The sequence below is a fragment of the Nonomuraea bangladeshensis genome (assembly GCF_039529455.1).
Lineage (GTDB): Bacteria > Actinomycetota > Actinomycetes > Streptosporangiales > Streptosporangiaceae > Nonomuraea > Nonomuraea bangladeshensis.
The window spans coordinates 1-23,492 of the sequence record NZ_BAAAMV010000027.1 but is presented as its reverse complement, the minus strand read 5'-3'; the positions used below and the strand labels follow the sequence as shown (position 1 = coordinate 23,492).

20 protein-coding genes and 1 rRNA gene are annotated in these 23,492 nt (G+C 69.7%); 12 read left to right on the top strand and 9 right to left on the bottom strand.

The window, feature by feature from the left end; genetic code table 11:
- Together ABD292_RS48280 and ABD292_RS48275 are read left to right on the top strand one after the other, a co-directional pair.
- Nucleotides 1-405, top strand: a complete 405-nt coding sequence (locus ABD292_RS48280) for a Zn-ribbon domain-containing OB-fold protein (RefSeq protein ID WP_344220147.1) — start codon at nt 1-3, stop codon at nt 403-405.
- The gene (locus ABD292_RS48275) at nt 402-1,604 is read left to right on the top strand and encodes a lipid-transfer protein (protein WP_344220145.1); all 1,203 of its coding nucleotides are present in this window, start codon (nt 402-404) and stop codon (nt 1,602-1,604) included. Before ABD292_RS48280 ends, ABD292_RS48275 begins: the two co-directional genes overlap by 4 nt.
- Nucleotides 1,605-1,657: 53 nt before the next feature.
- On the opposite strand, the gene ABD292_RS48270 is transcribed toward ABD292_RS48275, so the two are convergent.
- The 5 genes from ABD292_RS48270 to ABD292_RS48250 form a co-directional block, all read right to left on the bottom strand.
- A complete protein-coding gene (locus ABD292_RS48270) occupies nt 1,658-2,671 on the bottom strand; it encodes an ABC transporter ATP-binding protein (protein ID WP_344220143.1) in 1,014 nt (337 codons plus the stop codon).
- The gene (locus tag ABD292_RS48265; protein ID WP_344220141.1) at nt 2,658-3,692 is read right to left on the bottom strand and encodes an ABC transporter ATP-binding protein; all 1,035 of its coding nucleotides are present in this window, start codon (nt 3,690-3,692) and stop codon (nt 2,658-2,660) included. Before ABD292_RS48265 ends, ABD292_RS48270 begins: the two co-directional genes overlap by 14 nt.
- Before the next feature lie 16 nt (nt 3,693-3,708).
- Nucleotides 3,709-4,653, bottom strand: coding sequence for an ABC transporter permease (locus tag ABD292_RS48260; protein WP_344220139.1), 945 nt, complete (start codon nt 4,651-4,653; stop codon nt 3,709-3,711).
- Nucleotides 4,646-5,590 (bottom strand): ABC transporter permease, encoded by a 945-nt coding sequence (locus ABD292_RS48255; protein ID WP_329589237.1) that lies wholly within the window; start codon nt 5,588-5,590, stop codon nt 4,646-4,648. Before ABD292_RS48255 ends, ABD292_RS48260 begins: the two co-directional genes overlap by 8 nt.
- A 124-nt stretch (nt 5,591-5,714) precedes the next feature.
- The gene (locus ABD292_RS48250) at nt 5,715-7,223 is read right to left on the bottom strand and encodes a peptide ABC transporter substrate-binding protein (RefSeq protein WP_344220137.1); all 1,509 of its coding nucleotides are present in this window, start codon (nt 7,221-7,223) and stop codon (nt 5,715-5,717) included.
- A gap of 609 nt (nt 7,224-7,832) precedes the next feature.
- Between ABD292_RS48250 and ABD292_RS48245 the strand changes: the two genes are divergently transcribed.
- From ABD292_RS48245 to ABD292_RS48235, 3 genes are all read left to right on the top strand, one after another.
- Complete coding sequence (locus ABD292_RS48245; protein ID WP_344220135.1) at nt 7,833-8,765, top strand: ABC transporter permease; 933 nt, start codon at nt 7,833-7,835, stop codon at nt 8,763-8,765.
- Nucleotides 8,758-9,621: an ABC transporter ATP-binding protein gene (locus ABD292_RS48240; RefSeq protein WP_344220133.1), complete on the top strand. Its 864-nt coding sequence runs from the start codon at nt 8,758-8,760 to the stop codon at nt 9,619-9,621. The genes ABD292_RS48245 and ABD292_RS48240 overlap by 8 nt, the downstream gene beginning before the upstream one ends.
- A gap of 195 nt (nt 9,622-9,816) precedes the next feature.
- A complete protein-coding gene (locus ABD292_RS48235) occupies nt 9,817-9,972 on the top strand; it encodes a hypothetical protein (RefSeq protein ID WP_329589229.1) in 156 nt (51 codons plus the stop codon).
- A 475-nt stretch (nt 9,973-10,447) separates the two neighbouring features.
- Here the strand turns inward: ABD292_RS48235 and ABD292_RS48230 are convergent, their stop codons facing one another.
- A complete protein-coding gene (locus tag ABD292_RS48230) occupies nt 10,448-11,686 on the bottom strand; it encodes a hypothetical protein (RefSeq protein WP_344220131.1) in 1,239 nt (412 codons plus the stop codon).
- A gap of 382 nt (nt 11,687-12,068) precedes the next feature.
- Nucleotides 12,069-13,385, bottom strand: a complete 1,317-nt coding sequence (locus ABD292_RS48225; RefSeq protein ID WP_344220129.1) for a KamA family radical SAM protein — start codon at nt 13,383-13,385, stop codon at nt 12,069-12,071.
- 178 nt (nt 13,386-13,563) lie between these two features.
- Here ABD292_RS48225 and ABD292_RS48220 point away from each other — a divergent pair, with 178 nt between their 5' ends.
- From ABD292_RS48220 to ABD292_RS48200, 5 genes are all read left to right on the top strand, one after another.
- Complete coding sequence (locus ABD292_RS48220; protein WP_344220127.1) at nt 13,564-14,121, top strand: DUF1707 SHOCT-like domain-containing protein; 558 nt, start codon at nt 13,564-13,566, stop codon at nt 14,119-14,121.
- A 141-nt stretch (nt 14,122-14,262) separates the two neighbouring features.
- A complete protein-coding gene (plsX, locus tag ABD292_RS48215) occupies nt 14,263-15,282 on the top strand; it encodes a phosphate acyltransferase PlsX (RefSeq protein WP_344220125.1) in 1,020 nt (339 codons plus the stop codon).
- A gap of 162 nt (nt 15,283-15,444) precedes the next feature.
- Nucleotides 15,445-17,637 (top strand): HAD-IC family P-type ATPase, encoded by a 2,193-nt coding sequence (locus ABD292_RS48210; protein ID WP_344220123.1) that lies wholly within the window; start codon nt 15,445-15,447, stop codon nt 17,635-17,637.
- Complete coding sequence (argS, locus tag ABD292_RS48205) at nt 17,634-19,361, top strand: arginine--tRNA ligase (protein ID WP_344220121.1); 1,728 nt, start codon at nt 17,634-17,636, stop codon at nt 19,359-19,361. Before ABD292_RS48210 ends, argS begins: the two co-directional genes overlap by 4 nt.
- Before the next feature lie 162 nt (nt 19,362-19,523).
- A complete protein-coding gene (locus ABD292_RS48200; RefSeq protein ID WP_344220119.1) occupies nt 19,524-20,804 on the top strand; it encodes a hypothetical protein in 1,281 nt (426 codons plus the stop codon).
- Between the two features lie 290 nt (nt 20,805-21,094).
- Here the strand turns inward: ABD292_RS48200 and ABD292_RS48195 are convergent, their stop codons facing one another.
- The gene (locus ABD292_RS48195; protein WP_020546507.1) at nt 21,095-21,478 is read right to left on the bottom strand and encodes a cell division protein SepF; all 384 of its coding nucleotides are present in this window, start codon (nt 21,476-21,478) and stop codon (nt 21,095-21,097) included.
- 168 nt (nt 21,479-21,646) lie between these two features.
- Between ABD292_RS48195 and ABD292_RS48190 the strand changes: the two genes are divergently transcribed.
- Both ABD292_RS48190 and ABD292_RS48185 read left to right on the top strand, forming a co-directional pair.
- Entirely contained in the window at nt 21,647-22,411 is a 765-nt protein-coding gene (locus ABD292_RS48190; RefSeq protein WP_344220117.1) for a PhzF family phenazine biosynthesis protein, read from the top strand.
- Between the two features lie 50 nt (nt 22,412-22,461).
- Entirely contained in the window at nt 22,462-23,247 is a 786-nt protein-coding gene (locus tag ABD292_RS48185; RefSeq protein WP_344220115.1) for a bestrophin-like domain, read from the top strand.
- Nucleotides 23,248-23,396: 149 nt separating this feature from the next.
- Here the strand turns inward: ABD292_RS48185 and rrf are convergent.
- Nucleotides 23,397-23,492 (bottom strand): 5S ribosomal RNA (rrf, locus tag ABD292_RS48180); the annotation flags it as partial.

The window sequence follows — 23,492 nt, the reverse complement described above, 5'->3', positions numbered from 1 at the left end:
ATGACGTACGCGATCGAGGGCTGGTTCGCCGTCGACGCCGACGGGGTCGTCCTGCTCGGCACCCGCTGCACGGCCTGCGGCACCCTCTGCTTCCCGCCCCGCCGAGGGTCCTGCCCCGACCCCCGCTGCCACGGGACCGACATGGAGGTCGCCCGGCTGCCCCGGCGGGGGCGCGTGTGGTCGTACACGAACGCCGCCTACCCCCCGCCCCCGCCCTACGTGGCCGCGCAGCCGTACGTGCCGGTGACCCTCGCGGCGGTCGAGCTCGACGGAGCCGGGATCGTGGTGCTCGGCCAGGTCGCCGGCCTCACCGTGGACGAGCTGGAGGTCGGCATGGAGCTGGAGCTCACGGCGGGCCCCCTGGCGGACGGCCCGCTCGTGTGGATGTGGCGGCGCGCCTCATGAGCGGCCAGGCGAACGGCGTCGTGGTCCTGGGCACCGGCATGCACCCCTGGGGCAAGCAGGGCCGCCCCTTCACCGAGTACGGCCTGGCCGCCGCCCGCGCCGCCCTCGCCGACGCCGGGGTCGCCTGGACCGACGTCCAGTACCTCGTCGGCGCCGACACCATCAGGAACGGTTACCCGGGCTTCGTCGCCGGCGCCACCTACGCCCAGGCGCTCGGCTGGACCGGCGCCAGGATCGCCTCCTGCTACGCCGCCTGCGCCTCCGGCGCCCAGGCCGTGGACCTGGCCCGCACCAGGATCCTCGCCGGGCTGTGCGACCTCGCCCTGGTCGTCGGCGCCGACTCCACCCCCAAAGGCTTCTTCGCCCCGGTGGGCGGCGATCGTCCCGACGATCCCGACTGGCTGCGGTTCCGGCTGCTCGGCGCCACCAATCCGGCCTATTTCGGCCTGTACGCCCGCCGCCGGATGGCCCTGCACGGCTCGACCCCGTACGACTTCGCCGCCGTCAAGGTCAAGAACGCCCGCGCCGGCGCGCTCAACCCCATGGCCCGCTACCGCAGGACCGTCACCACGGAGGAGGTCCTGGCCTCGCCCATGGTGGCCGACCCGCTGCGGCTGATGGACATCTGCGCCACCTCGGACGGCGGCGCGGCCGTGGTGCTGGCCTCGGAGGAGTACGCCCGCCGCCACGCGGGCGCCCGCGGCCTGGTGCGCCTGGCGGCCGTCTCGACCGTCACGCCCACGTTCCCCAACACGGTCCTGGAGCTGCCGAACTTCGCCACCGACTCCTGCGCCGCCGTCCCCCCGCCCGAGCGGCCCTTCCGCGCGGCCATCGCGCACGCCGCGTACGAGGAGGCCGGCCTCGGCCCCGAGGACCTGTCACTGGCCGAGGTGTACGACCTGTCCACGGCCCTGGAGCTGGACTGGACCGAGGACATCGGCCTGTGCCCGCCGGGCGGGGCCGAGAAGCTGCTGCGCGACGGGGCCACCGCGCTCGGCGGGCGGATCCCGGTCAACCCGTCGGGCGGCCTGGCCTCGTTCGGCGAGGCGATCCCCGCCCAGGCCGTCGCCCAGCTCTGCGAGCTGACCGACCAGCTGCGCGGCCGGGCCGGCCCCCGGCAGGTCGAGGGGGCCAGGGCCGGGCTGGCGGCCAACCAGGGTCTGTTCGGCCACGGCAGCGCGATCGTCGTGACGCGATGAGACGCGAGAAGGCCCTCCGCGAGGGGAGGGCCTTCTCCGAACGCCGGACGGCGTCAGTTGACGTGGACCACGTCGTGCGTCTCGGCGAAGTGGCAGGCGCTCTCGTGCGCCGTGCCCGGCCGGATCTGGAGGAGCGGCTCCTCCTCGGCGCAGATCTCCTGCGCCTTCCAGCACCGCGTACGGAACCGGCAGCCCGACGGCGGGTTGGCCGGCGACGGCGGGTCACCCTGGAGGATGATGCGCTCCCGCTGCTCCCGCCCCTCGGGGTCGGGCACCGGCACCGCCGACAGCAGCGCCTGCGTGTACGGGTGCGCCGGCCGGTCGTAGATCTCGGTGTCCTTGCCGAGCTCCACGTACTTGCCGAGGTACATCACCCCGACCCGGTCGGAGATGTGGCGGACCACCGACAGGTCGTGCGCGATGAAGATGTAGGCCAGCCCGAACTCGTTCTGCAGCCGCTCCAGCAGGTTGATGACCTGCGCCTGGATCGACACGTCGAGCGCGGACACCGGCTCGTCGCACACGATGATCTCCGGCTGGAGCGCCAGCCCGCGGGCGATGCCGATGCGCTGCCGCTGGCCGCCCGAGAACTGGTGCGGGTAGCGGTTGATGTGGTCGGGGTTGAGCCCGACCACCTCCAGCAGCTCCTGCACCTTCTTGCGCCGGTCGCCCTTGGGCGCGACCTCGGTGTGGATCTCGTACGGCTCGCCGATGATGTCGCCGACGGTCATCCGGGGGTTCAGCGAGGTGTACGGGTCCTGCATGACCATCTGGATGTTGCGCCGCATGCGCTTGAGCTCGGCGCCCTTGGCCTTGCCGATGTCGCGGCCGTTGATCATGACCGACCCCGACGTGGGCCGCTCCAGCGCCATCAGCACCTTGGCCAGCGTGGACTTGCCGCAGCCCGACTCGCCCACGATGCCCAGCGTCTCGCCCTTGTGCAGGTCGAACGACACGCCGTCCACGGCCTTGATCGCGCCGATCTGCCGCTTGAAGAGGATGCCCTGGGTCAGCGGGAAGTGCTTGACCAGGTCACGCACCTCGAGGATCTTCTCACCGATCGCCATCGAGGACCTCCCTCCAGTAGTGGCAGGCGCTGCCGCGCGTGCCGCTGATCTGATGCAGTGGGGGGACGTCGGTCTCGCAGTTGCCCTGCCGGTAGGGGCAGCGCGGGTTGAACGAGCACCCGCTGGGCAGTTCGAGCAGGTTGGGCGGCAGGCCCTTGATCGCGTACAGGTCCTGGCCCTTCTGGTCGACCCGGGGGATCGACTCCAGCAGACCCTTGGTGTACGGGTGGGCGGGCGCCCGGTAGATGTCGTGCACGAGGGCGTTCTCGACGATGCGCCCGGCGTACATGACGGCGATCTTGTCGGCCACGTCCGCCACGACGCCGAGGTCGTGGGTGATCAGGATGAGGCCCATCTGGCTCTCGCGCTGCAGCTCGGCCAGCAGCTCCATGATCTGCGCCTGGACGGTCACGTCGAGCGCCGTGGTCGGCTCGTCGGCGATGAGCACCTCGGGGTCGAGCGCGATCGACATCGCGATCATGATGCGCTGCCGCATGCCGCCGGAGAACTGGTGCGGGTAGTCGTTGACGCGCTGCCTGGCGGCCGGGATGCGGACCCGGTCCATCAGCTCGACCGCCTTCTTCATGGCGTCGCCCTTGGACATGCCCCGGTGCACCCGGAACATCTCGCTGATCTGCCAGCCCACGGTGAAGACCGGGTTGAGCGCGGAGAGCGCGTCCTGGAAGATCATGGCGATGCGCTGGCCGCGCACCTGGGTGCGGGCCTCCTCCGACAGCTTGAGCACGTCGGTGCCCTTGAAGCGGATCTCTCCCTTGGGGATGCGCGCGGGCGGCATGTCCAGAATGCCCATGATCGCCTGCGCGGTCACCGACTTGCCCGAGCCCGACTCGCCCAGCACCGCCAGTGTCTCACCCGGGTTGACCGTGTAGCTCACGCCGTTCACGGCGCGTACGATCCCCGCCCGGGTGTGGAACTCCACGTGCAGGTTGTCGACGGCGAGCAGCGGTTCGTTGCCGAGTCCTCCCTCGACCGGCAACACGTCCGCTGACGTCCTGCTCACTGTTCGGTCCCCCCTTCTACCTGAGCTTCGGGTCGAGCGCGTCGCGTACGGCGTCGCCCAGCATGATGAACGCGAGCACCGTGATGCTCAGGAAGACCGCCGGGAAGATCAGCGGCAACGGCGCCTCAAGGAAGCGGCGCTGCGCGTCGGCGATCATCAGACCCCACGAGATCTCCGGCGGCTGCACGCCCACGCCCAGGTAGGACAGCGCGGCCTCGGCCGCGATGAACCCGCCCAGGTTGATCGTCGCCACGACGATCACGGGAGCGAGCGCGTTGGGCAGCAGATGCCGGAACATGATCCGGATCGGCCCGGCGCCCAGCGCCCTCGCCGCGACCACGAAGTCCTGCGACTTGGCCGTGATGACCGCCGCCCGCATGATCCGGAACGTCATCGGCCAGCCCAGGATGGTGAGCGCGGCCACCACCAGCCAGATGCCCCACCCGCTGTCGCGGAAGGTCGAGCCGATGAGCAGCGCGCCCAGGATGCTGGGGATGGCGAAGAAGATCTCGGTGACCCGGGAGGCCACGCTGTCCACGCCGCCGCCGAAGAACCCGGCGATCAGGCCCATGAGCCCGCCGATCAGCGCGGCGAAGATGGTCGTGCTGATGCCGATGATCAGCGAGTTCGCCGCGCCGTAGATGGTGCGGGCGTACAGGTCGCAGCCCAGGTTGTCGCGGCCGAACGGATGGCCCGCGCTGGGCCCCTGACGGGCGGTGGCGAGTTCGCAGGTGCGGGCGTTGAACGGGTCCACCGAGCTGAACAGCGACGGCCAGAGGGCCATCAGCGCCAGCACCGCGATGATGCAGAGCGAGATGATGAAGATCGGCCGCCGGCGCAGGTCGTGCCAGGCGTCGGACCACAGGCTGGCCGGCTTGGCCGCCTTCTCCTTCTTGTGGGGTCTCGGTGCGGGGGTCTCCTCGGGCGCGATGACGGGGCCGCCCGGTCGAATGTCACTCATAGCGGATCCTCGGGTCGAGCACTGCGTACATCACGTCCACGGCCAGGTTGGCCAAGATGTAGATCAGGACCAGGATGGTCACGATGCCGACCACGACTGGCTGTTCCCTGAGGTACACCGACATGAAGAGCTGGTTGCCGATGCCCGGCAGGTTGAAGATTCTCTCGGTGATGACCGCTCCGCCCATGAGGTTGCCGAGGTCGGCGCCCAGGAACGTGACGAGCGGGATCAACGCGTTGCGCAGGCCGTGCCTGCCGACGACCCGCCGCCGGGGCAGGCCCTTGGCGGTGGCCGTCCTGATGTAGTCGGCGCGCAGCGTCTCGGCCAGGCTGGTCCTGGTCAACCGGGTCAGATACGCGATCGACACGCCCGCGAGCACGAAGCCGGGCAGCAGATAGCTGCGGAAGCCCTCGGTGATGCCCGCGATGGGGAAGATGTCGAGCCCCGTCCACAGCTTGAGCCGTACGCCGAGCAGGAACTGCAGCACGAAGCCGGACACGAGCGTCGGCACCGAGATCAGCAGCAGCGTCGAGGCGAGGATCATGGTGTCGATGGCCTTGCCGCGCTTGAGAGCCGCCCAAAGGCCCAGACCCACGCCGATGAGGGCCTCGATGACGAGCGCGGTGATCGCCAGGTTGAGCGTCACCTGGAACTTGCCCGCCATGATCTGCGAAACGGGCACGTCGGCGAAGGTGACGCCGAAGTCCGCGCGGAAAATCACACCGCTGATGTAGTACCAATACTGGAGCAACAGCGGATCATTGAGGTGGTACTGCTCGCGCAGGATCGCGACGATGTTGGGGTCCGCCCGTTTCTCGCCCGCCAGCGCCGCGATGGGATCGCCGGGCAGCGCGAAGACGATGGCGAAGATGAGCAGGGTGGCACCCAACAACACGGGGATCGACTGGAGCAGACGCCTGATGATGTAACGGCCCATATAAGCCTCCCGTACACGCGAAGAAGGCCACCCCCCTGACCTTATGGGTTTTCGGCCGGGGAGCCGCCTCCTCGCTTACCCCTGTGGGGTGGGCGCGGCGTCCGCGCCCACCCCGGGAACAACGTCAGACCTTCTCGACGTCAGCCCACTCGACCTGGTTGAGCAGGTTGATGTGGACGTTCTTGACCATCTTGGAGTAGCCGGAGTTGTTCCGGTAGAAGTACACCGGGATGTACGGCAGTTCCTCGTTGAGGATGTCGTCGGCCTGCTGGTAGAACTTCAGGCCCTCCTCCACCGAGGGAGCCTGGTCGCCCTGGGCGATCAGGTCGTCGAACTTCTTGTTCGAGTAGCCGCCGTAGTTCGAGCCGGTCGCGATGGCGCCGGTGCTGAAGATCGGCGACAGGTAGTTCTCGGCCGACGGGTAGTCGATGGCCCAGCCCATGCGGAACAGGCCCTTGTACTTCTTGGCGTCCAGCTCGTCGAGGATGCTGGCGAACTTCTCGAAGGGCTTGGCGACGGCGTCGATGCCCAGGTTGGCGCGGAGGTTGTTGGCGACGGCCTCGATCCACTCCTTGTGCGGACCGTCGGCGTTGTAGCCGATCTCCAGGGTCTTGGGACCGCCGGCGGACTCGTACAGCTTCTTGGCCTCGGCCGGGTTGTACGTGCAGGCCTTGCACGCGCCCTGGCGGTAGCCCGCGATGGCCGGGTTGATGAAGTCGTCGGCCGGGGAGCGGGTGCCGGAGAAGACCGTCTCGGCGATGGTCTTGCGGTCGATGGCCATCGAGATGGCCTTGCGGACGTCGACCTTGTTCAGCTCGTCGTTGTACTTCAGCGGCACGCCGATGTAGCCGACGCCGGCGTCCGGCTGGTCCTGGTAACGCTCACCGAGGGAGGACTTGGCCTGGGCGATCGCCGCCGGGCCGAGCGAGTCGTGGATGTCCAGGTTGTCGGCCATCAGGTCGTTGAAGGCGACATCCGAGTCGGTGTAGAGCTTGAACTGCAGCTTGGTCCAGTTGCTCGGCTTCTTGCCCGGGTACTTGTCGTACACGGTCATGTCGATGCTCTGGTCGGTGCCCTTCTTGTAGGGCTTGTCCAGCTTGAACAGGCCCTGACCGATGGGCTGCTCGCCGAACTGCTGCGTGATCTTCCCGTCGGGGCCGAAGGCGGCCTTGGGCAGCGGGTAGAACGCGGTGTAGCCGAGCATCGTCTTGAACTGCGAGAACGGCGCGGCCAGGGTGACCTTGAACGTCGTGTCGTCCACGACCTCCAGGCCCTTCATGCCCTTGGCGGTGACCGACTTGCCCTCACCCGGGTTGAGGTCGGCGAAGCCCTCGACGCGGCCGAAGAAGTAGCCGGCGCTCTGGGCGTTCTCCTGGTTGGCGGCGTAGTTCCAGGCGTCCACGTAGTTCTGCGCGACGAGAGGCTCGCCGTTGTGCCACGTGTAGCCGGACTTGAGCTTGATCGTCCAGACCTTCTGGTCATCACTGGTGATCGACTCGGCCGCGGCCTCGACGGCGTTCTTGTTCTCGTCGTAGGTGACGAGAGGCTCGAACACGGCCGCGAGGACCTCCGAGCCCTCGGACTCCGTGGTGTTCGACGGCACCAGGAGCTCCTGGGGCTCACCGAGCTCCATGCGGACCGGCGTTTCGGCGCCGCCGCTCGCGGCAGTGCCACTCTCCGAGGCACCGCCACCACACGCGGCAACCGCGAGGGCGAGCAGCGCGGTACCGGCGACGATCTGTGCGCCCTTAGTAACACGCATGGTAAAGAAAAATCCTCCCTCTACAGTGGGCGTACAGCGCTGAGCTGCGTGTTCGTGAGCAGCCTGACGGGGGAGTCCTGGTATCCCCCCCGGGTTTGGCCGACCAGGTCAAGCCAGCCGTACGCCCTGCCAGTCGATCGCGACTATCCCTTACTACTTGCCACCAGCGAGTCTCTGGCGCGTTGCAGTTCGGTCACACGTCCGCCTATCAACCGTCACAGACAATCGGTGCGATCTGTGGTAAATCGTACAAAGAGCCCAGTACCGGTTGGACCTGGACCTGAACAGACGATGAAAATTACCCCCTGGCCAAGACTGCTCGTGCCTCCGCCACCATCGCCCGCCCCTCCTGGGCTACGGTTGAACAGGTCTTGGCGGTGGCTTGGAACCCCGGCGCCCCGAGACACCGTCCAACAGTCTGCCGGTCACGGTCCAGCGTGACAGGCACCCCACCGACCCGGATCCAATAGAGTCCTTGCCATGAGCCAGCCGGAATCCGCTGTAGCGGACGCCCAGGCGGGCGGCCGGAGCGGGGAGCCGCTGGCCAAGCTCGCCAAGAGATACGGGCTTCGCCGTGCCATCGCACGGCCGAGGTTCCCTGTCTACGTGCGCCAGCTGTGGGAGCGGCGACACTTCATCCTGACGTACGCGACCTCCCGCAACGTCTCGAAGTACTCCAACTCGACGCTGGGCCAGCTGTGGCAGGTGCTGACCCCCCTGCTCAACGCCGCCATCTACTTCCTGATGTTCGGCCTCATCCTGGGCGGCAGCAAGAACATCGAGAACTACCCGGCCTTCCTGCTGACCGGGATGTTCATCTTCACCTACACCCAGCGCACGGTCACCGCGGGCGCCAAGTCGATCACCGGCAACCTGTCGATGATCCGGGCTCTGCACTTCCCGCGCGCCTCGCTGCCGCTGGCCTACACGATCCAGGAGCTGCAGCAGCTCGCCATCTCGATGAGCGTGCTCCTGGTGCTCGTGGTCGCCACCGGAGAGTTCCCCACCTGGTTCTGGCTCATGATCCCGGTGGTGCTCCTCCTGCAGACGATGTTCAACATCGGGGCCGGGCTCGTCGTGGCCCGCCTCGGCGCCTCGATGCGCGATCTCAACCAGTTGCTGCCGTTCATCACGCGCACCTGGCTCTACGCCTCGGGCGTCTTCTTCTCGATCCAGGCCAAGGTCGTGGGCTCGGCCGGCCTCCCCCAGTGGGTGGCCGACGTGATGTACCTCAACCCCGCGGCCTCCTACATCGAGTGGATGCGGGAGATCCTGATCAAGAGCCACAACCCCGAGCTCGGGCACCACCCCCCGACAATGGTGTGGATGTCTTGCGTATTCTGGGCGGTGTTCGCGCTCGGATTCGGCTTCTGGTACTTCTGGCGGGCCGAGGAGAGGTACGGGCGTGGCTGAGACCAAGGAGCTGCAGCAGGTGAAGGGCGACAAGCCCGCCGTCCCCAAGGACGCCAAGGCGCGCCCCGCCGCCGCCAAGTCCGCGGGCAAGGCGCCACTCGACGTCCCCACGGGCACGCCGACCGTCATCGTCGACGACCTCCACATCGTCTACCGCGTCTACGGCGCGGCCTCCGACGCCGAGAAGGGCAACGCGGTCAACGCCCTCACGCGCATTCTCAAGCGCCAGGGCCGCCCGCAGATGAAAGAGGTCCACGCGGTCAAGGGCGTGACGTTCGTGGCCTACCACGGCGACGCCATCGGCATCGTGGGCCGCAACGGCTCGGGCAAGTCCACGCTGCTGCGCGCCATCGCGGGCCTGCTGCCCCCGCACGAGGGCGCCGTCTACACCGACGGCCAGCCCTCGCTGCTGGGCGTCAACGCCGCCCTGATGCGCGAGCTCACCGGCGAGCGCAACATCGTGCTCGGCTGCTACGCGATGGGCATGACGCCGGCCGAGGTCCGGGAGAAATACCAGGAGATCGTCGACTTCTCCGGCATCGACGAGTTCGTCCAGCTGCCGATGTCGACCTACTCGTCCGGCATGGGCGCCCGCCTGCGCTTCGCGATCTCCTCGGCCAAGACCCACGACGTCCTGCTCATCGACGAGGCCCTCGCCACCGGCGACCGCGAGTTCCGCAAGAAGAGCGAGGAGCGCATCCGCCAGATCCGCGAGTCGGCCGGCACCGTCTTCCTCGTCGCCCACGACCTGCGCGTCATCGAGGAGACCTGCAACCGCGTCATCTGGCTGCACAAGGGCAAGATCCGCATGGACGGCGACCCGAAGGAAGTCATCGCCGCCTACAACAAGGGCTGAGCCCGACAAGGACTGAGACCGCAGGTCCGAGCGCCGTGCCCCCGCGAAGGGCGCGGCGCTTTCCTGTGCGCGAAACGCCCGCGACGGGAGGGACGAAAGACTGACACCGGGCCCTGGGTTCCGATAGGATTCGAACGTCAATTCGATCCGAGGACCGGTGATGGACAAGGACCGGTGATGGAGTGGGAGCGCGCGATGGGAGAGCTTTCGGCCGCGATCGACCACCTGGCCACCGAAGACGTGACCGAGATCCCGCGGATGCAGCTCGCCGAGCAGCTCCTTGAGCTGCACTGGCAGATGGCGAGGCTGCAGGCCCAGATCGCCCGTCGCACGGGCGTCCGACTGCCCTGACCGACCGACATACCCCGCCGCGGCGAGCGGCAGACCCCCGACGTGAGCCGGACGTGAGCCGGACATGAGAATGCCGCCGACCCTGATCGGGCCGGCGGCGGGGCTCGGGGGCGCCGCTGCCCTGCATGAGAACGGCGTTGCCCGAGCCCGGGCCTGGGCGCGTCCGCCCGAGCCCGCCATTGAGACCGCCCGCTCGCCGCGGGAGGCTCGTAACTAACCCACGCGCGCCAGCTCTTCGAGCGCCCGGCACCTTGAAGGGCGTCCCGGAGACCTGCCGCGTCAGTGCGACGACGTCCCGGCCCGTTTGCTGCGGCCCAGGGGAAATCACGTCGTCAGGGGACCACTGGGGGTGGGGCAGAAACGAAGCCGCCTTGCGCCGGCACGACCGGTTCCCGGGCATCGGCACCCAGGGCGCCCGCGAACCACCACGCCGGCTCTCGGCGAGCCACGCTCAGCACCGCCTCCATCGCGTTTCCTAGCCGCGATTCCAGGTGTCCCGCACCGAGCCCGTCAGCGCGTCGGTGGTCCATCCGAGAGCGGCCATCAGGTCGCCGTAGCCGGGGACGGCGCCGGCCCCGTTCGCCTCGACGGCGTCCGCGGCGTCGACCGCGAGCGGCACCAGCTCGTCCACGGTCGCGTGCCGTACGGCGGCGGGCAGGACCTCGGCCACCGCCGCCGTCCCGACCGGCGCGGCCCGGCCGACGACCGGGGCCTGCTCCCCCTTGTACGGCAGCGCCCGCAGCGCCGCCTGGGCGAGGCCGGCGGGCGAGGCGCCGCCCGGCAGGGAGCCGAAGTCACGCGCGGGCGCGGCCAGCAGCCCGGCCGCCGGCGGGCCGGACAGCGCGCCCAGAGGGCCCTGGGACAGCGCGCCCAGCGGGCCTCCCGACAGCGGGCTTCCCGACAGCGCGTTCAGCGGCAGCGAGGCCAGGCCGGTCACCGGCCCGGCGAGCGCGTCCAGCGGCGCGGGGCCGCCGGTGAGCTCGCTGACCGTCCGGTCGGAGACCCCGTGCACGCCGCCGACCGGCAGGCCGCCGCCCGTCAGCCCGGACGGTCCGGGCAGGCCGGGCAGGGCGGCGCCGTCCAGCATGTCGCCGGCCTGCACCTTGCCCGCCGCGCCCACGGCGTCCTTGGCGAGGCCGGTGACGAGGTGGAACGGCCCGTAATCGGCGCCGTCCGCGTTCAGCGCCGCGGCCTGGGGCTGGATCCGTCGGGCGGTTCCGGCCGCCGGGGCGGCCGCGCGGCGCGCGCCCGACACCACGGGCAGCGACTCGGTCATGCCGCCGCCGCCGAGCGGGATCCCGCTGCGGATCGGCGACAGCTCGGGAATCGGCCGGCCCCTCCTCGTGGCGTCCTCGGCGGAGTTCGGCGTCTGGGACCGGCCGACCGGCCCCCGCCGCCCGCTCGCGGCGATGGCGTCCTTCTCGGCCTCGCTCGGCTCGCGGCGGACCTGGCCGCCGGCCGACTTGGCCTTGCTCCCGAGCAGGCCGCCCAGGAGCCCCCCGCCGGTCGCGGCGCCCGCCAGCCCGCCGCCCGTCAGCCCGCTCAGGAGACCTCCCGCAGGGCTGCCGCCGGCGACGCCGGGGCCCCCGCCCGGGCCGTCGGCGAGCGCGTTCCCGGCGGTTTCGTATAGGGCTTCGGCCTGGGCGGGCGCGGCCAACGCCGCGGCCAGGCCGAATGCTGTAGCGGCTACCGCCGCCTTGACTACTCGATTCATGATTGCCTTCCCGGCTCGTGATCGATCGCTCTCGAATGCGGTGGAAATGCGAATCGATAACCCCCGTATGCCGCGTCGTGCACGCTATGGGCACCACACTGAGCGTGTGCGTCACGGCTGAGCTACGCCAGCAGTTGTACCACTGGGCCAGGCGCGTGAATGCCCACGTGACAGGGGTTTGCAGGCCGGTTACCGAGTAAGGGGAGAGCGTTGAGCGGGAAGACAAACCGGGAAATAGGAGGGTCTTGTTTCCGATATTGCAGAGGCGGTTGTGAACGCGGCTGTCAAGTGGTATGGCGTCTTCCGGCCCACGAACAATAGAGACGCGAAATGAATTGCCGCGGGCCGGATGACGGGGATTTCCAAGGGCGCCGCCCCCCGCTCAGGAGGGCAGCAGAGCCCCTTCCGGTTCGAACGGGAAACGTTCGTCGAAGGCCGGCCGCAGGTCCGTCAGCCAGACCGCCTCCGGGTCGTAACGCGCGAAGAAGGGCCGCCCCACGAGCGAGGGGTCGCGCGCCTGGATGAAGTGGAGCACGAAGACCTGCTGCCCCGCGACCTCCATGACGCCGTCCACGCACACCTTGCCCGGGGTGGCCGACATCGACGGGCCGCGCACCGTGCGGCACAGGCCGGAGACGGACGCGTACGCGTCACGGAAGACCTCGTACGCGCGGGCCAGCGGCACCGCGAAGTAGTCCTGCGGCCCGGTGTCGCGCTCGACGAACAGGTAATAGGGGACCATCCCCATGCGCAGCTGCCGCCGCCACATCGACGTCCAGACGGCGGGGTCGTCGTTGATGGAGCGGATGAGCGGCGCCTGCGTCCTGATCGTGGCCCCGGTGCCGATGATGCGCTCGACCGCCGCCTGCACCTGCGGCGGCTCCAGCTCGCGCGGATGCGTGAAGTGGGCCATGAACGCGAGGTTCTTGCCGGCCGCCACCGTCCGCTCGAACAGGCGGAGCGTGTCGTCGGCGTCGGGATCGCCGGTGAAGCGCTGCGGCCAGTAGGCGAGCGACTTGGTGCCGATCCTGATGGATTCGAGCTGCTCCAGCTCCAGCAGCGGTTCGAGGTAGCGCCGGAGCACCGGCTCTCCCATGATCATCGCGTCGCCCCCGGTGATGAGGACGCTGGTGACCTCGGGGTGCCGGCGGATGTAGCCCACCATCCGATCGACGTCGTCGGAGGCGAACTTCAGGTCCGCGTCGCCGACGAACTGCGCCCACCGGAAGCAGTACGTGCAGTACGCGTGGCAGGTCTGCCCCTGCTTGGGGAAGATCAGCACGGTCTCGGGATATTTGTGCTGCATGCCCGGCACCGGCTCGTCGCCGATCCTCGGGACGTTCAGCTCCTTCTGGCCCGCGGGATGCGGGTTGAGCTGCGCGCGCACGCGGTTGGCCTCGGCCTGGAGCTCCGCGTTCGGCGCCTCCGCCTTGATCAGGTCGGCCAGTCGGGCGACGTCCGCGGCGGGAAGCATGTCCGCCTGCGGGAAGACCAGCCGGTATATGGGGTCGTCGGGCGCGGCCGACCAATCGATGAGTTCGTCGACGACATAGGCGTTCGTCCGGAACGGCAGGACCGTCGCGACGGCGCGGACCTTCAGCCGTTCCTCGTCGTCGAGCCCCGCGCGCTGCAGGAGCTCGTCGAGATGCTTGGACGTGTACGCCTTGAAGCGCCGCGTGCCGGTTTGTTGCAAGATCACTAGGCCGTTCCCATCTTTTTTGTTCGATCGGACGTAAACCGAAGGACCTCTTCGCGCGTCTAAGGACCTTAATACCGAGACGTGCATGCTCACGCCCACGGTTCCGCCAGGCTCCAAGTTTTCCTTCAGTTTCACCAACACTCGCGACATATCGCGATTAGTCATAGACTCCGATGTCGTGACCGATGAATCCGCGATACGCGCCTCGGACGCCGACCGCGACCAGGTGGCCGCGGTCCTGGGCGAGGCGCTCGCCACAGGACGACTCACCAGCGTCGAGCACGCCGACCGTCTGGACCTCGCCTACTCGGCGACCACGATGGGCGAGCTCGTCCCCCTGACCAGGGACCTTCCCGAGGTGACCGCCTCCGGAGCCCCCGCCGCCGTCGAACGGCAGGTCATCCACTCCACGTTCAGCAAGATCATCCGACGGGGGCGCTGGGTGGCCTCCCGCCACACCAAGCTCACCGCCCGCTTCGGCGCCCTCATCATCGACCTGTCGGACGCCGTGCTCCCCGGCCGGGAGATCACCCTGGAGGCCGACGCCTGGTTCAGCAAGATGATCGTGCGCGTCCCCGAGAACGCCCACGTCGTCGACGAGGGCGGCTCCGTTTTCGGCAAGCGGCTGGTGACCGGCGGCTCCCAGGCGGACGGGCCGCTCATCCGGGTGACCGGGAAGTCGGCGTTCTCCAAGGTCATCGTGTCCCGGGCGAAGACCGACTGGAACCTCGGCTGAAGGACTGCGACCGGCGGCGCGGGGAACGACAACCCTTACCCGCCGGTTAACCTGGCAGCAGCCTCGCCCTCGATGCGGACATACCGAGCCCGCGCGCCGGCCAAGCCGTGACGGCGGGCGAGATGCCGTACGAGGTGACGATTGTCCGACAGCAGGCCCGTCGCGCTGGACGCCATGGGCGGCGACCACGCACCGCACGAGATCGTGGCCGGCGCCGTGCACGCCGTCCGTGAGCGCGGCCTGGCCGTCGTGCTCGTCGGCTCCCCCCGCGTGCTCTTCGAGGCGCTCGCCGACCACGACGCGACCAAAGAGGTGCCGATCGTCCGCGCCGAGGAGGCCCTCGCCATGAACGAGGGCGCGCTCGCCAGCCTGCGCCGCCCCCGCTCCAGCATCGCGGTGGCCTGCCACCTCGTCCGCCGCGGCGACGCCTGCGCCGTGGTGTCGGCCGGCTCCACGGCGGGCGTCGTCGCCACCGGCCGGCTGCGGCTCAAGGCGCAGCAGCACGTGCTGCGCCCGGCCATCGCGGTCCGCCTCCCCACGCTCCCCCGCCCGACCCTGCTGGTGGACGCCGGCGCCAACGCCGACGCCAAACCGGAGATGCTGGTGCAGTTCGCCCATCTGGGCGCCGCCTACGCCGAGCTCGCCCACGGCGCCACCGAGCCCAAGATCGGCCTGCTCACCATCGGCAGCGAGCCCGAGAAGGGCAACAAGCTGGTCAAACGGGCCAACGAGCTGCTGCAGAGCTCCCCCGGCCTGCAGTTCGCCGGCAACATCGAGGGCCACGACCTGCTCACCGGCAAGGTGGACGTGATCACCACCGACGGCTTCACCGGCAACGTCGCGCTCAAGACCATGGAGGGCGCGGTCCGCTACGCCTTCGCCGAGCTGCGCACCACCATCGAGGAGAGCAGGCTCGCCAAGCTCGGCGCCGCCCTGCAGCGCAACCGCCTGCGCGAGCTGCGCAACCGCCTCGACGCGGAGGCGTACGGCGGAGCCGTGCTGCTCGGACTGAACGGCACCGTGGTCATAGCCCACGGTTCCTCGCGGGCGCCGGCGATCAGCGCGGCCTGCCAGCTCGCCGCGGATATGTCCGCCAATGGGATCGTCGCCCGAATCGGCGACAGAATAGCGACATCACACCGCTCCCACAGACTCTGGTGAACCCGTAAGGTGTGAGACCGATCCACAGATACAGGGGGTTATGTGGTCGGGCTCACCTTTGACGGGCTCACTGCTGCCCAAGTCGCGGCGGCGAAGCCCAACGACGTCCCACGCCGGTCCAGCAGATCGTTCAGCGCCATCATCAGGGCGAACGTCCTCACCTTGTTCAACCTCGTCATCGGCGTGCTCTGGGCGCTCATCCTGATCTTCGGCGAGTGGCAGGACGGTCTGTTCGGCCTGGTCATCGTGGCCAACGCGCTCATCGGCATCATCCAGGAGCTGCGGGCCAAGCACACGCTCGACAAGCTCGCGGTCGTCAACGAGGCACCCGTACGCGTGCGCCGCGACGGCGCCGAACGCGAGATCCACCCGCGGGAGATCGTGCTCGGCGACCTGATCCTGCTCGCCCCCGGCGACCGCCTCCTCGTGGACGGCGACGTGATCCGCTCCGACGGCCTGGAGGTGGACGAGTCGCTGCTGACCGGCGAGGCCGACCCCGTACACAAGAAGCCCGGCGACCAGGTGCTGTCGGGCAGCTTCGTCGTGGCCGGCGCGGGGGCGTTCGTGGCCACGAAGGTCGGCACCGACGCCTACGCCGTGCGCCTCGCCGAGGAGGCCAGCAAGTTCCACCTCGCCCACTCCGAGCTGCGCGAGGGCGTCTCCAACTTCATCAAGTACATCACCTGGCTGGTCATCCCCATCGGCGCCCTGCTGATCTACAGCCAGGTCAGCAACTCCGTCGACTTCGGCACCGCGATCACCGGCGCGGTCGCCGGCATCGTCACCATGATCCCCGAGGGCCTGGTGCTGATGACCTCGATCGCGTTCGCCGTCGGCGTCGTACGCCTCGGCCGCCGCCGCTGCCTGGTCCAGGAGCTGCCCGCGATCGAGGGCCTGGCCCGGGTCGACGTGCTCTGCCTGGACAAGACCGGCACCCTCACCGCCGGCGGCATGGAGCTCGACGAGGTGCTGCCGCTCCGCCACGACCAGCCCGTGACCGACGCCCTGGCCGCCCTCTGCCACGCCGACCCCCGCCCCAACCCCACCGCCCAGGCCATCCGCGACCGCTACGCCGCCCCCGCCGACGGCTGGAAGCCTGGGGAGAGCGTGCCGTTCTCCTCGGCTCGCAAGTGGAGCGGCACCGACTTCGGCGAGCGCGGCGCCTGGGTGCTCGGCGCCCCCGACGTGCTGCTGCAGAGCGGCGACGGCTACGACCGCGCCGCCGCGCTCGCCACCACCGGCGCGCGCGTGCTCGCGCTCTGCCGCGCCGACCGGCTGCCCGACCCCGGCGACGGCTCCGCCGCGGCGCTGGAGCCCGTCGCCCTCGTCACCCTCAAACAGCGCGTACGCCCCGACGCCGACGAGACCCTGCGCTACTTCGCCAAGCAGGGCGTCACGGTCAAGGTCATCTCCGGCGACAACCCCGAGGCGGTCGCCGCCATCGCCACCGGCCTCGGCATCCCCGACGGCCACCGCTTCATCGACGCCCGCACCCTCCCCGACGACGACCCGCAGAAGCTGGGCGAGCTGCTGGACGAGCACGCCGTCTTCGGCCGGGTCTCCCCCCAGCAGAAACGCAAGTTCGTCACCGCCCTGCAGGCCCGCGGCCACACCGTCGCCATGACCGGCGACGGCGTCAACGACGTGCTCGCGCTCAAGGACGCCGACCTCGGCATCGCCATGGGCGCGGGCAGCCCGGCCACCAAGGCGGTCGCGCAGGTCGTGCTGCTGGACAACAAGTTCGCCACCCTCCCCCACGTCGTCGGCGAGGGCCGGCGGGTGCTCGCCAACATCGAGCGGGTCTCCAACCTCTTCCTCACCAAGACCTTCTACGCCATCGCGCTGTCGCTGGCCGTGGGCGTCGCCGGGGTGATGTTCCCGTTCGCGCCCCGCCACTCGACCCTCGTCAACGCCCTCACCATCGGCATCCCCGCCTTCTTCCTGGCACTCGCGCCGACCCTCGAACGCGCCCGCTCCGGATTCGTCCGCCGGGTGCTGCGCTTCGCCGTGCCGTCCGGGGTGCTGTGCGCGGTCGCGGTGCTGGTGTCGTTCTGGCTGGCCCACAGGGGCGACTCCACGCTGATCGAGGACCAGACGTCGGCGGTGATCACGCTCTTCATGGCCACGTGGTGGGTGCTCGTCCTCATCGCCAGGCCGCTCACCTGGTGGCGGGTGCTCCTGGTCGGGGCCATGGGGGTGGCGTTCGCGATCGCGATGTCGCTGCCCTTCGTACGGACCTTCTTCGCCCTCGAACCGGGCGGCCTCGCAGGCGACCTGACCGCCATCGGCGTCGGCCTCGGGGCGGCCGTTTTGATCAGCGTCGCGGTCAAGCTCGCCGGTACCCTTAGAACATGACCGACCCGCAGATAGTGCTCACCGAGCGCGTCCAGCAGGCGCTGGCGCACGCGTTCGGCGCCGAGCACGCCGACGCAGACCCGCTGATCCGGCCCTCCCAGTTCGCCGACTTCCAGGCGAACGTCGCGATGAGCCTGGCCAAGCGGCTGCGACGAGCCCCGCGGGAGGTCGCCGAGGCGATCAGGGCGGAGCTGTCCGACTTCCCCGGCACGGTCGAGGTCAGCGGCCCCGGCTTCCTCAACATCACCCTCGACGACGGCTGGATCGCCGCCGAGGCCCAGCGCATGCTCGACGACCCGCGGCTCGGCGTCGGCACGGTCACGCCCACGCAGACCGTGGTGATCGACTACTCCGCGCCCAACGCGGCCAAGGAGATGCACGTCGGCCACCTGCGCACGACCATCGTCGGCGACGCGCTGGCCCGCCTGCACGAGCACGTCGGCAACACCGTCATCAGGCAGAACCACCTGGGCGACTGGGGCACCCCGTTCGGCATGCTCATCGAGCACCTGCTCGACATCGGCGAGGAGGCCGCGGTCGAGCAGCTCGAAGCCGGCCAGGGCACCGAGTTCTACCAGGCGGCGCGGGCCAAGTTCGACGGCGACGAGGCGTTCAAGCAGCGCGCCAGGGTGCGGGTGACCACGCTGCAGTCCGGCGACCCCGACACGCTGCGGCTCTGGCACGTCTTCATGGACGCCACCGTCCGCTACTTCAACAAGGTCTACAGCCTGCTCGGGGTCACGCTCACCGACGCCGACATCGCCGGCGAGAGCATGTACAACCCGATGCTGGAGCGCACCTGCGCCGACCTGGAGGCGTCCGGCACCGCCGAGCTCAGCGAGGGCGCGCTCTGCGTCTTCCCGCCGGGCTTCACCGGCTCCGACGACAAGCCGCTGCCGCTCATCATCAGGAAGAGCGACGGCGGCTACGGCTACGCCACCACCGACATGGCGGCCATCCGCTACCGCGTCCACGACCTCAAGGCCGGCCGCATCCTCTACGTCGTCGGCGCCGACCAGGCGCTGCACTTCCGCATGGTGTTCGCCGCGGCCCAGCAGGCCGGCTGGCTGCCCGACGAGGTCTCGGCCGAGCACGTCCAGATCGGCATGATGCTCGGCAAGGACGGCCGCCGCTTCAAGACCCGCTCCGGCGAGTCGGTCAAGCTGACCGACCTGCTCGACGAGGCCATCGAACGCGCCACGGCGGCCATCGCCGACCGCGGCTACGACGCGGCCACCCAGGCCGAGATCGCGCGGGCGGTCGGCATGGGCGCGGTCAAATACGCCGACCTGTCGGTCAGCCACGACAGCGAATACGTCTTCGACTTCGACCGCATGCTCGGCTTCACCGGCAACACCGGCCCCTACATGCAGTACGCCACGGCCCGCATCCGCTCCATCTTCCGCAAGGCGGACATGGAGCCGGCCGAGGCGCAGGGCGCCATCACGCCCGGCGAGCCCGCCGAGCGCGCGCTCAGCCTGCACCTGCTGGGGTTCGGCGAGCTGGTGGCGCAGGTCGCCGCCCAGTCCGAGCCGCACCGGCTGTGCGCCTTCCTGTTCGAGACCGCGAGCCTGTTCAGCACCTTCTACGAGCAGTGCCCAGTCCTCCGCACCGACGTCGCACCCGAGGTGCGGGCCTCCCGGCTCGCCCTGTGCGCGCTGACCCTCCGCACGCTGGAGACCGGGCTCGACCTTCTGGGCGTCCCTGTCCCCGAGCGCATGTAACACACAGTTGGCTCGAAGCCGCCCGTTCCGTCGTGGGCGCGCCTCCACCGGGTTGGCGCGCCCATACGGCTAGGCTTTACGCGGTCATGAACTGAGGCCGAAATGGGGGAGTTCTCTGCCTTGAGCACGGACCTTACTGCGAGCCCCCAAGCAGCGACGGAGGTGCATCGCTACGCGGAGGCACTGCTGGCGCACCTCGCCGCCGACGGCGCGGCGCCGCCCACCGCCCCGGTCGGCTTCCGCGACGTCCCCGGCTACTGGCTGCCCCCGGCCGTCGAGGCCCTGGTCGCCCTGCTGTCCGGTGACGACCCGCTGGAGCCGCTGAGCCGGGCCGCGAGCCGCGACCAGCAACGCACCGCGCTGTTCCTGTGCCTGGCGCTCGCCGTGTCCGGGCAGGGCAGCCGCATCCACGCCTCCTGGCTGGGCACCGCCTTCGGCGAGCTGTCACTCGACCGGCCGGTCAGCCACGGTCAGCGCTCGCTCTGGCTGGCCGCCGCGCGCGGCGCGTACGGCCCCGCCGGCAAGATCTTCGTCCTGCGCAAGCTCGACGCCCTCGCCGTCCAGGAGCACGCCGACGCCGAGCAGTGGATCCAGGCGCTCATCCCCGGCGAGCCCGCGGTCGTCGTGCCGCCCTCGCTGGCCGACTTCCCCGAGATGGCCGAGATCCCCGAGCTGGCCCGCCCCGCCATGGCCGCCGACCGGCTGGCCCGGCTGCGCGGCCGGTGCGCCGAGATCACCTCGGCCCGCAAGACCGGCCCCGACGCCCGCGTCCCGCTCGACACCCCCGCCACGCACCTGGCCGAGAACGAGCCGCTGGCCGTGCTCCGCTCGCTCATCGGCTCCGGCGGTCCCGAGGGGCCGATGGCTTCGCTGGTGTCCTACCTGCTGGACGACCTCCGCCCCGGCGCCGACCCGCAGCTGGCGGCGATCGCGCTGCACGTGGCGGCCCCGATCCTGCGGATGGTGGCCGAGGAGCTGGAGACCGACAGCAGCCTGGAGCCGCCCGAGACGCTCACGGTGCCGATCCTCGGGCACCGCATCCACCTGCGCCCCGAAGGCCCTGACCGGGCCTCGCTGGCCGTGGCCGAGCAGTCCATCGTCACGGAGGGTGTCATACCGCGCGCCCGTCCGTGGGCGGCGATCCTGCTGATCGTGGCCGGAGTGGCCTGCCTCGCCGGCGCCGTCCTGATCACCCCCCTGCTGGCCGCGGCCGGCGTCGCCATGATCGGCCTGGCCGGCTGGCAGCTCTGGCAGCGCCGCAAACTGGTCGACGCCGACGCCCAGTACGTCGCCGGCCAGGTCAGCGAGCTGCGGGAGCTGGCCGAGGGCGCGGTGTGGGCACTGCACGCCTACGCCCGCGAGTCCGACGCCCGCGCCAAGCAGGCCGCCGAGGACGCCAGCGAACTCTTCCGCCTCATCCGCCGCGGCCCCCGCGCCGCCTGACCCGCCGCCCCATCCCCACCGCCTGACCCGCCTTGGACCCCAGCCGCCCGGCCCACCCCCAGCCGTCTGGCCCCATCAGGCCGAACGGGCGGCGGGCTGCCCACCTGACCGCGTTCCTCGGCCAGGCACCGATGCGGCGGATGCGGCCCCAACAGCAAGAACCCGGGCCTGATCACCTCAGACCCGGGTTCTGAAAGCCGGTCGCCGATTCCGAGGCGCCCCCAGCACCCCGTCACCAGCCCGTCCGGTCGCCCTTCGCCCCGGCAACCGGACTGCACTCCCTCGGCCGACTATGTCGTCTCGATCTCCACATGCGCCGGGGCAAGCAGGAACACCCGCTCCGCGATGCGCTCGATCCGCCCCTCGCATCCGAAGGCCAGCCCGGCGGCGAAGTCGACCATTCTGGTGGCCTCAGGCAACGCCATGCCGGAAACGTCCATGATCACCGTCTGGCCGTCACGGAAGTGCTGGCCGATCAACGGTGCGTCGTTGTACTTGAGCGGCTGGACCATCACGATGCGTGAGGAGTCGACGTTCGCGCGCCACCGCCGAGCTGCCCGCTCGGTCGCCGGGACATACTCGTCCTCGTAGTGCTCGTCGTCGTCATAGGCCTCGTCGTAGTGATCGACCCCGCTCAGGCCAAGGTAGCTCACCACCTTGCGCACTGCCCCCATCGGCTTGTCCTTTCCTCAGGAACTCACCGTAATCGGCACGTCCCTACACATTGGACGGTAACCGACGATTCCGCATTCGCCACGCGACACGCCCAGGCCTAATTCCAGTTTGTACGGCTTGCAGCCCGGTTGCATCTTGATATCCACTGCCCAGATACCATCGCCCCCATGCGCCTCTACACCGTCGACGCCTTCACCAGCACAGCTTTCCAGGGTAATCCGGCCGCCGTCTGCCTGCTGGACTCTCCCGTTACCGACGGTTGGATGCAGAGCGTGGCCACCGAGATGAACCTCTCGGAGACCGCGTTCCTTCACGGGGATTCGCTCCGCTGGTTCACTCCGGCGGTAGAGGTCACGCTCTGTGGTCATGCCACCCTCGCCACGGCACATGTCCTCTATTCGACCGGTGCGGCGACGGGACCGATCCAATTCCGTACGGCCAGCGGCACGCTCACCGTGAATCGGCTCCCGAGCGGGGGGATCACGATGGATTTCCCGGCGAAGGAGGTGACCCCCGTCACACTTCCGACCGGCCTGGAGAAAGCCCTCGGGGCGACCCCTGTGCGCGTCGGGATAAGCCAGCTCGATCTGCTGGTCGAGCTGGAGTCGGAGGAAACGGTACGGAACCTGACCCCCGACATCACCGCCCTCGGGGCCGTGGACGCCCGCGGCGTCATCGTCACCGCCCGGGGCACGGAAACGGACTTCGTCTCCCGTTTCTTCGCGCCCAAGGTCGGCGTCCCGGAGGACCCCGTAACCGGCTCGGCCCACTGTGCGCTCTCCCCCTACTGGTCGGCCCGTCTCGGGCGCGCTTCGCTTGTCGGCGCGCAATTGTCCAAGAGAGGCGGAATCGTCCATGTCACTTATGCCGGAGACCGCGTTCACCTGGCGGGCAACGCCGTAACCGTGCTGTCCGGCACCCTACACGTCTAGCGACGCGACCTCACTTTGCGTAATCATTAGAGCGCAGAAAGTGGGGTGCTTTGTTCGTCGTCATCGTCGGGCTGCTCATTGCAGCCGCCGCGGCCGCCGTCACCGGCGTCGTCGCCTTTTACGCCAACCGGTTCATCGCCGCGCCGCTCCGCCACGATTTCCGCGAGGGCAGCAGCGCGGTCACCGGAATCGTCGGCACGCTCTTCGCCGTCAGCATCGGCCTCGTCGTGGTGGCGGCCTGGAACCAGGTCAACTCCGCCCACCAGACCGCCTCCACCGAGGCGAGCAACCTCACCGACGTCTACTGGTACTCCCGCTCGCTCCCCGACACCCAGCGCCAGACTCTGCAGACCCTCGCCACGGACTACGCCACGACGGTGGTCCGCGAGGAGTGGCCGCGCATGGCTCAGAACCACACGCTCTCTCCGCGCGCCTGGCGCCACGTCGAGCAGCTGCGCGCCTACTTCCAGACCATCGAGCCGGCCACCGGCGCCGCCTCCACCCGCTACAGCCAGGCGATGAGCCGCATCCAGGCCGTGCTGGACGCCCGCCGGGCCCGCGCCCAGATGGCCGCCTCGGGCGTCCCACCGCTCCTCTGGGCGGCCCTGGCCGGCTGCGGCCTCGTCGTGCTCCTCCCGGCCATCATCTGCGGCAGCCCGGTACGCAAGGTCCACGTCACGGTCGCCGCCGTCGTGGGCGGTCTGGTCGGCCTGGTCCTGTTCCTCGTCCACCAGCTCGACTTCCCGTTCAGCGGCGGCATCGCCATCGGCCCCGAAGCCTTCGAACAGGCCCTGACCCGCTTCACCAGCATCCGCACCCTGGAAGGCACCGGTTAGCACTGGGAGGACGGCGCTCACCTCTCGATCAATGCGAGCCGGCGGCCGACGCTACCGACCTGCCGCGCAAGAGGACGCAGACCCCTCCAGCAAGGGGCAGAAATGCAGAAGGGCCCCAACTGAACCAGTCGGGGCCCTTCATAAAGATTGTCCGGCGGTGACCTACTCTCCCACACCCTCCCGAGTGCAGTACCATCGGCGCAGAGAAGCTTAACTTCCGGGTTCGGAATGTAACCGGGTGTTTC

What these genes read in the sequence shown, in the direction of transcription:
- ABD292_RS48280 (WP_344220147.1), top strand. Translation starts at nt 1, where the DNA reads ATGACGTACGCGATCGAGGGCTGGTTCGCCGTCGACGCCGACGGGGTC.
- ABD292_RS48275 (WP_344220145.1), top strand. Translation starts at nt 402, where the DNA reads ATGAGCGGCCAGGCGAACGGCGTCGTGGTCCTGGGCACCGGCATGCAC.
- ABD292_RS48195 (WP_020546507.1), bottom strand. Translation starts at nt 21,478, where the DNA reads ATGGGGGCAGTGCGCAAGGTGGTGAGCTACCTTGGCCTGAGCGGGGTC.
- ABD292_RS48255 (WP_329589237.1), bottom strand. Translation starts at nt 5,590, where the DNA reads ATGGGCCGTTACATCATCAGGCGTCTGCTCCAGTCGATCCCCGTGTTG.
- ABD292_RS48245 (WP_344220135.1), top strand. Translation starts at nt 7,833, where the DNA reads ATGAGCCAGCCGGAATCCGCTGTAGCGGACGCCCAGGCGGGCGGCCGG.
- ABD292_RS48270 (WP_344220143.1), bottom strand. Translation starts at nt 2,671, where the DNA reads ATGGCGATCGGTGAGAAGATCCTCGAGGTGCGTGACCTGGTCAAGCAC.
- argS (WP_344220121.1), top strand. Translation starts at nt 17,634, where the DNA reads ATGACCGACCCGCAGATAGTGCTCACCGAGCGCGTCCAGCAGGCGCTG.
- ABD292_RS48190 (WP_344220117.1), top strand. Translation starts at nt 21,647, where the DNA reads ATGCGCCTCTACACCGTCGACGCCTTCACCAGCACAGCTTTCCAGGGT.
- ABD292_RS48250 (WP_344220137.1), bottom strand. Translation starts at nt 7,223, where the DNA reads ATGGAGCTCGGTGAGCCCCAGGAGCTCCTGGTGCCGTCGAACACCACG.
- ABD292_RS48230 (WP_344220131.1), bottom strand. Translation starts at nt 11,686, where the DNA reads ATGAATCGAGTAGTCAAGGCGGCGGTAGCCGCTACAGCATTCGGCCTG.
- ABD292_RS48260 (WP_344220139.1), bottom strand. Translation starts at nt 4,653, where the DNA reads ATGAGTGACATTCGACCGGGCGGCCCCGTCATCGCGCCCGAGGAGACC.
- ABD292_RS48235 (WP_329589229.1), top strand. Translation starts at nt 9,817, where the DNA reads ATGGGAGAGCTTTCGGCCGCGATCGACCACCTGGCCACCGAAGACGTG.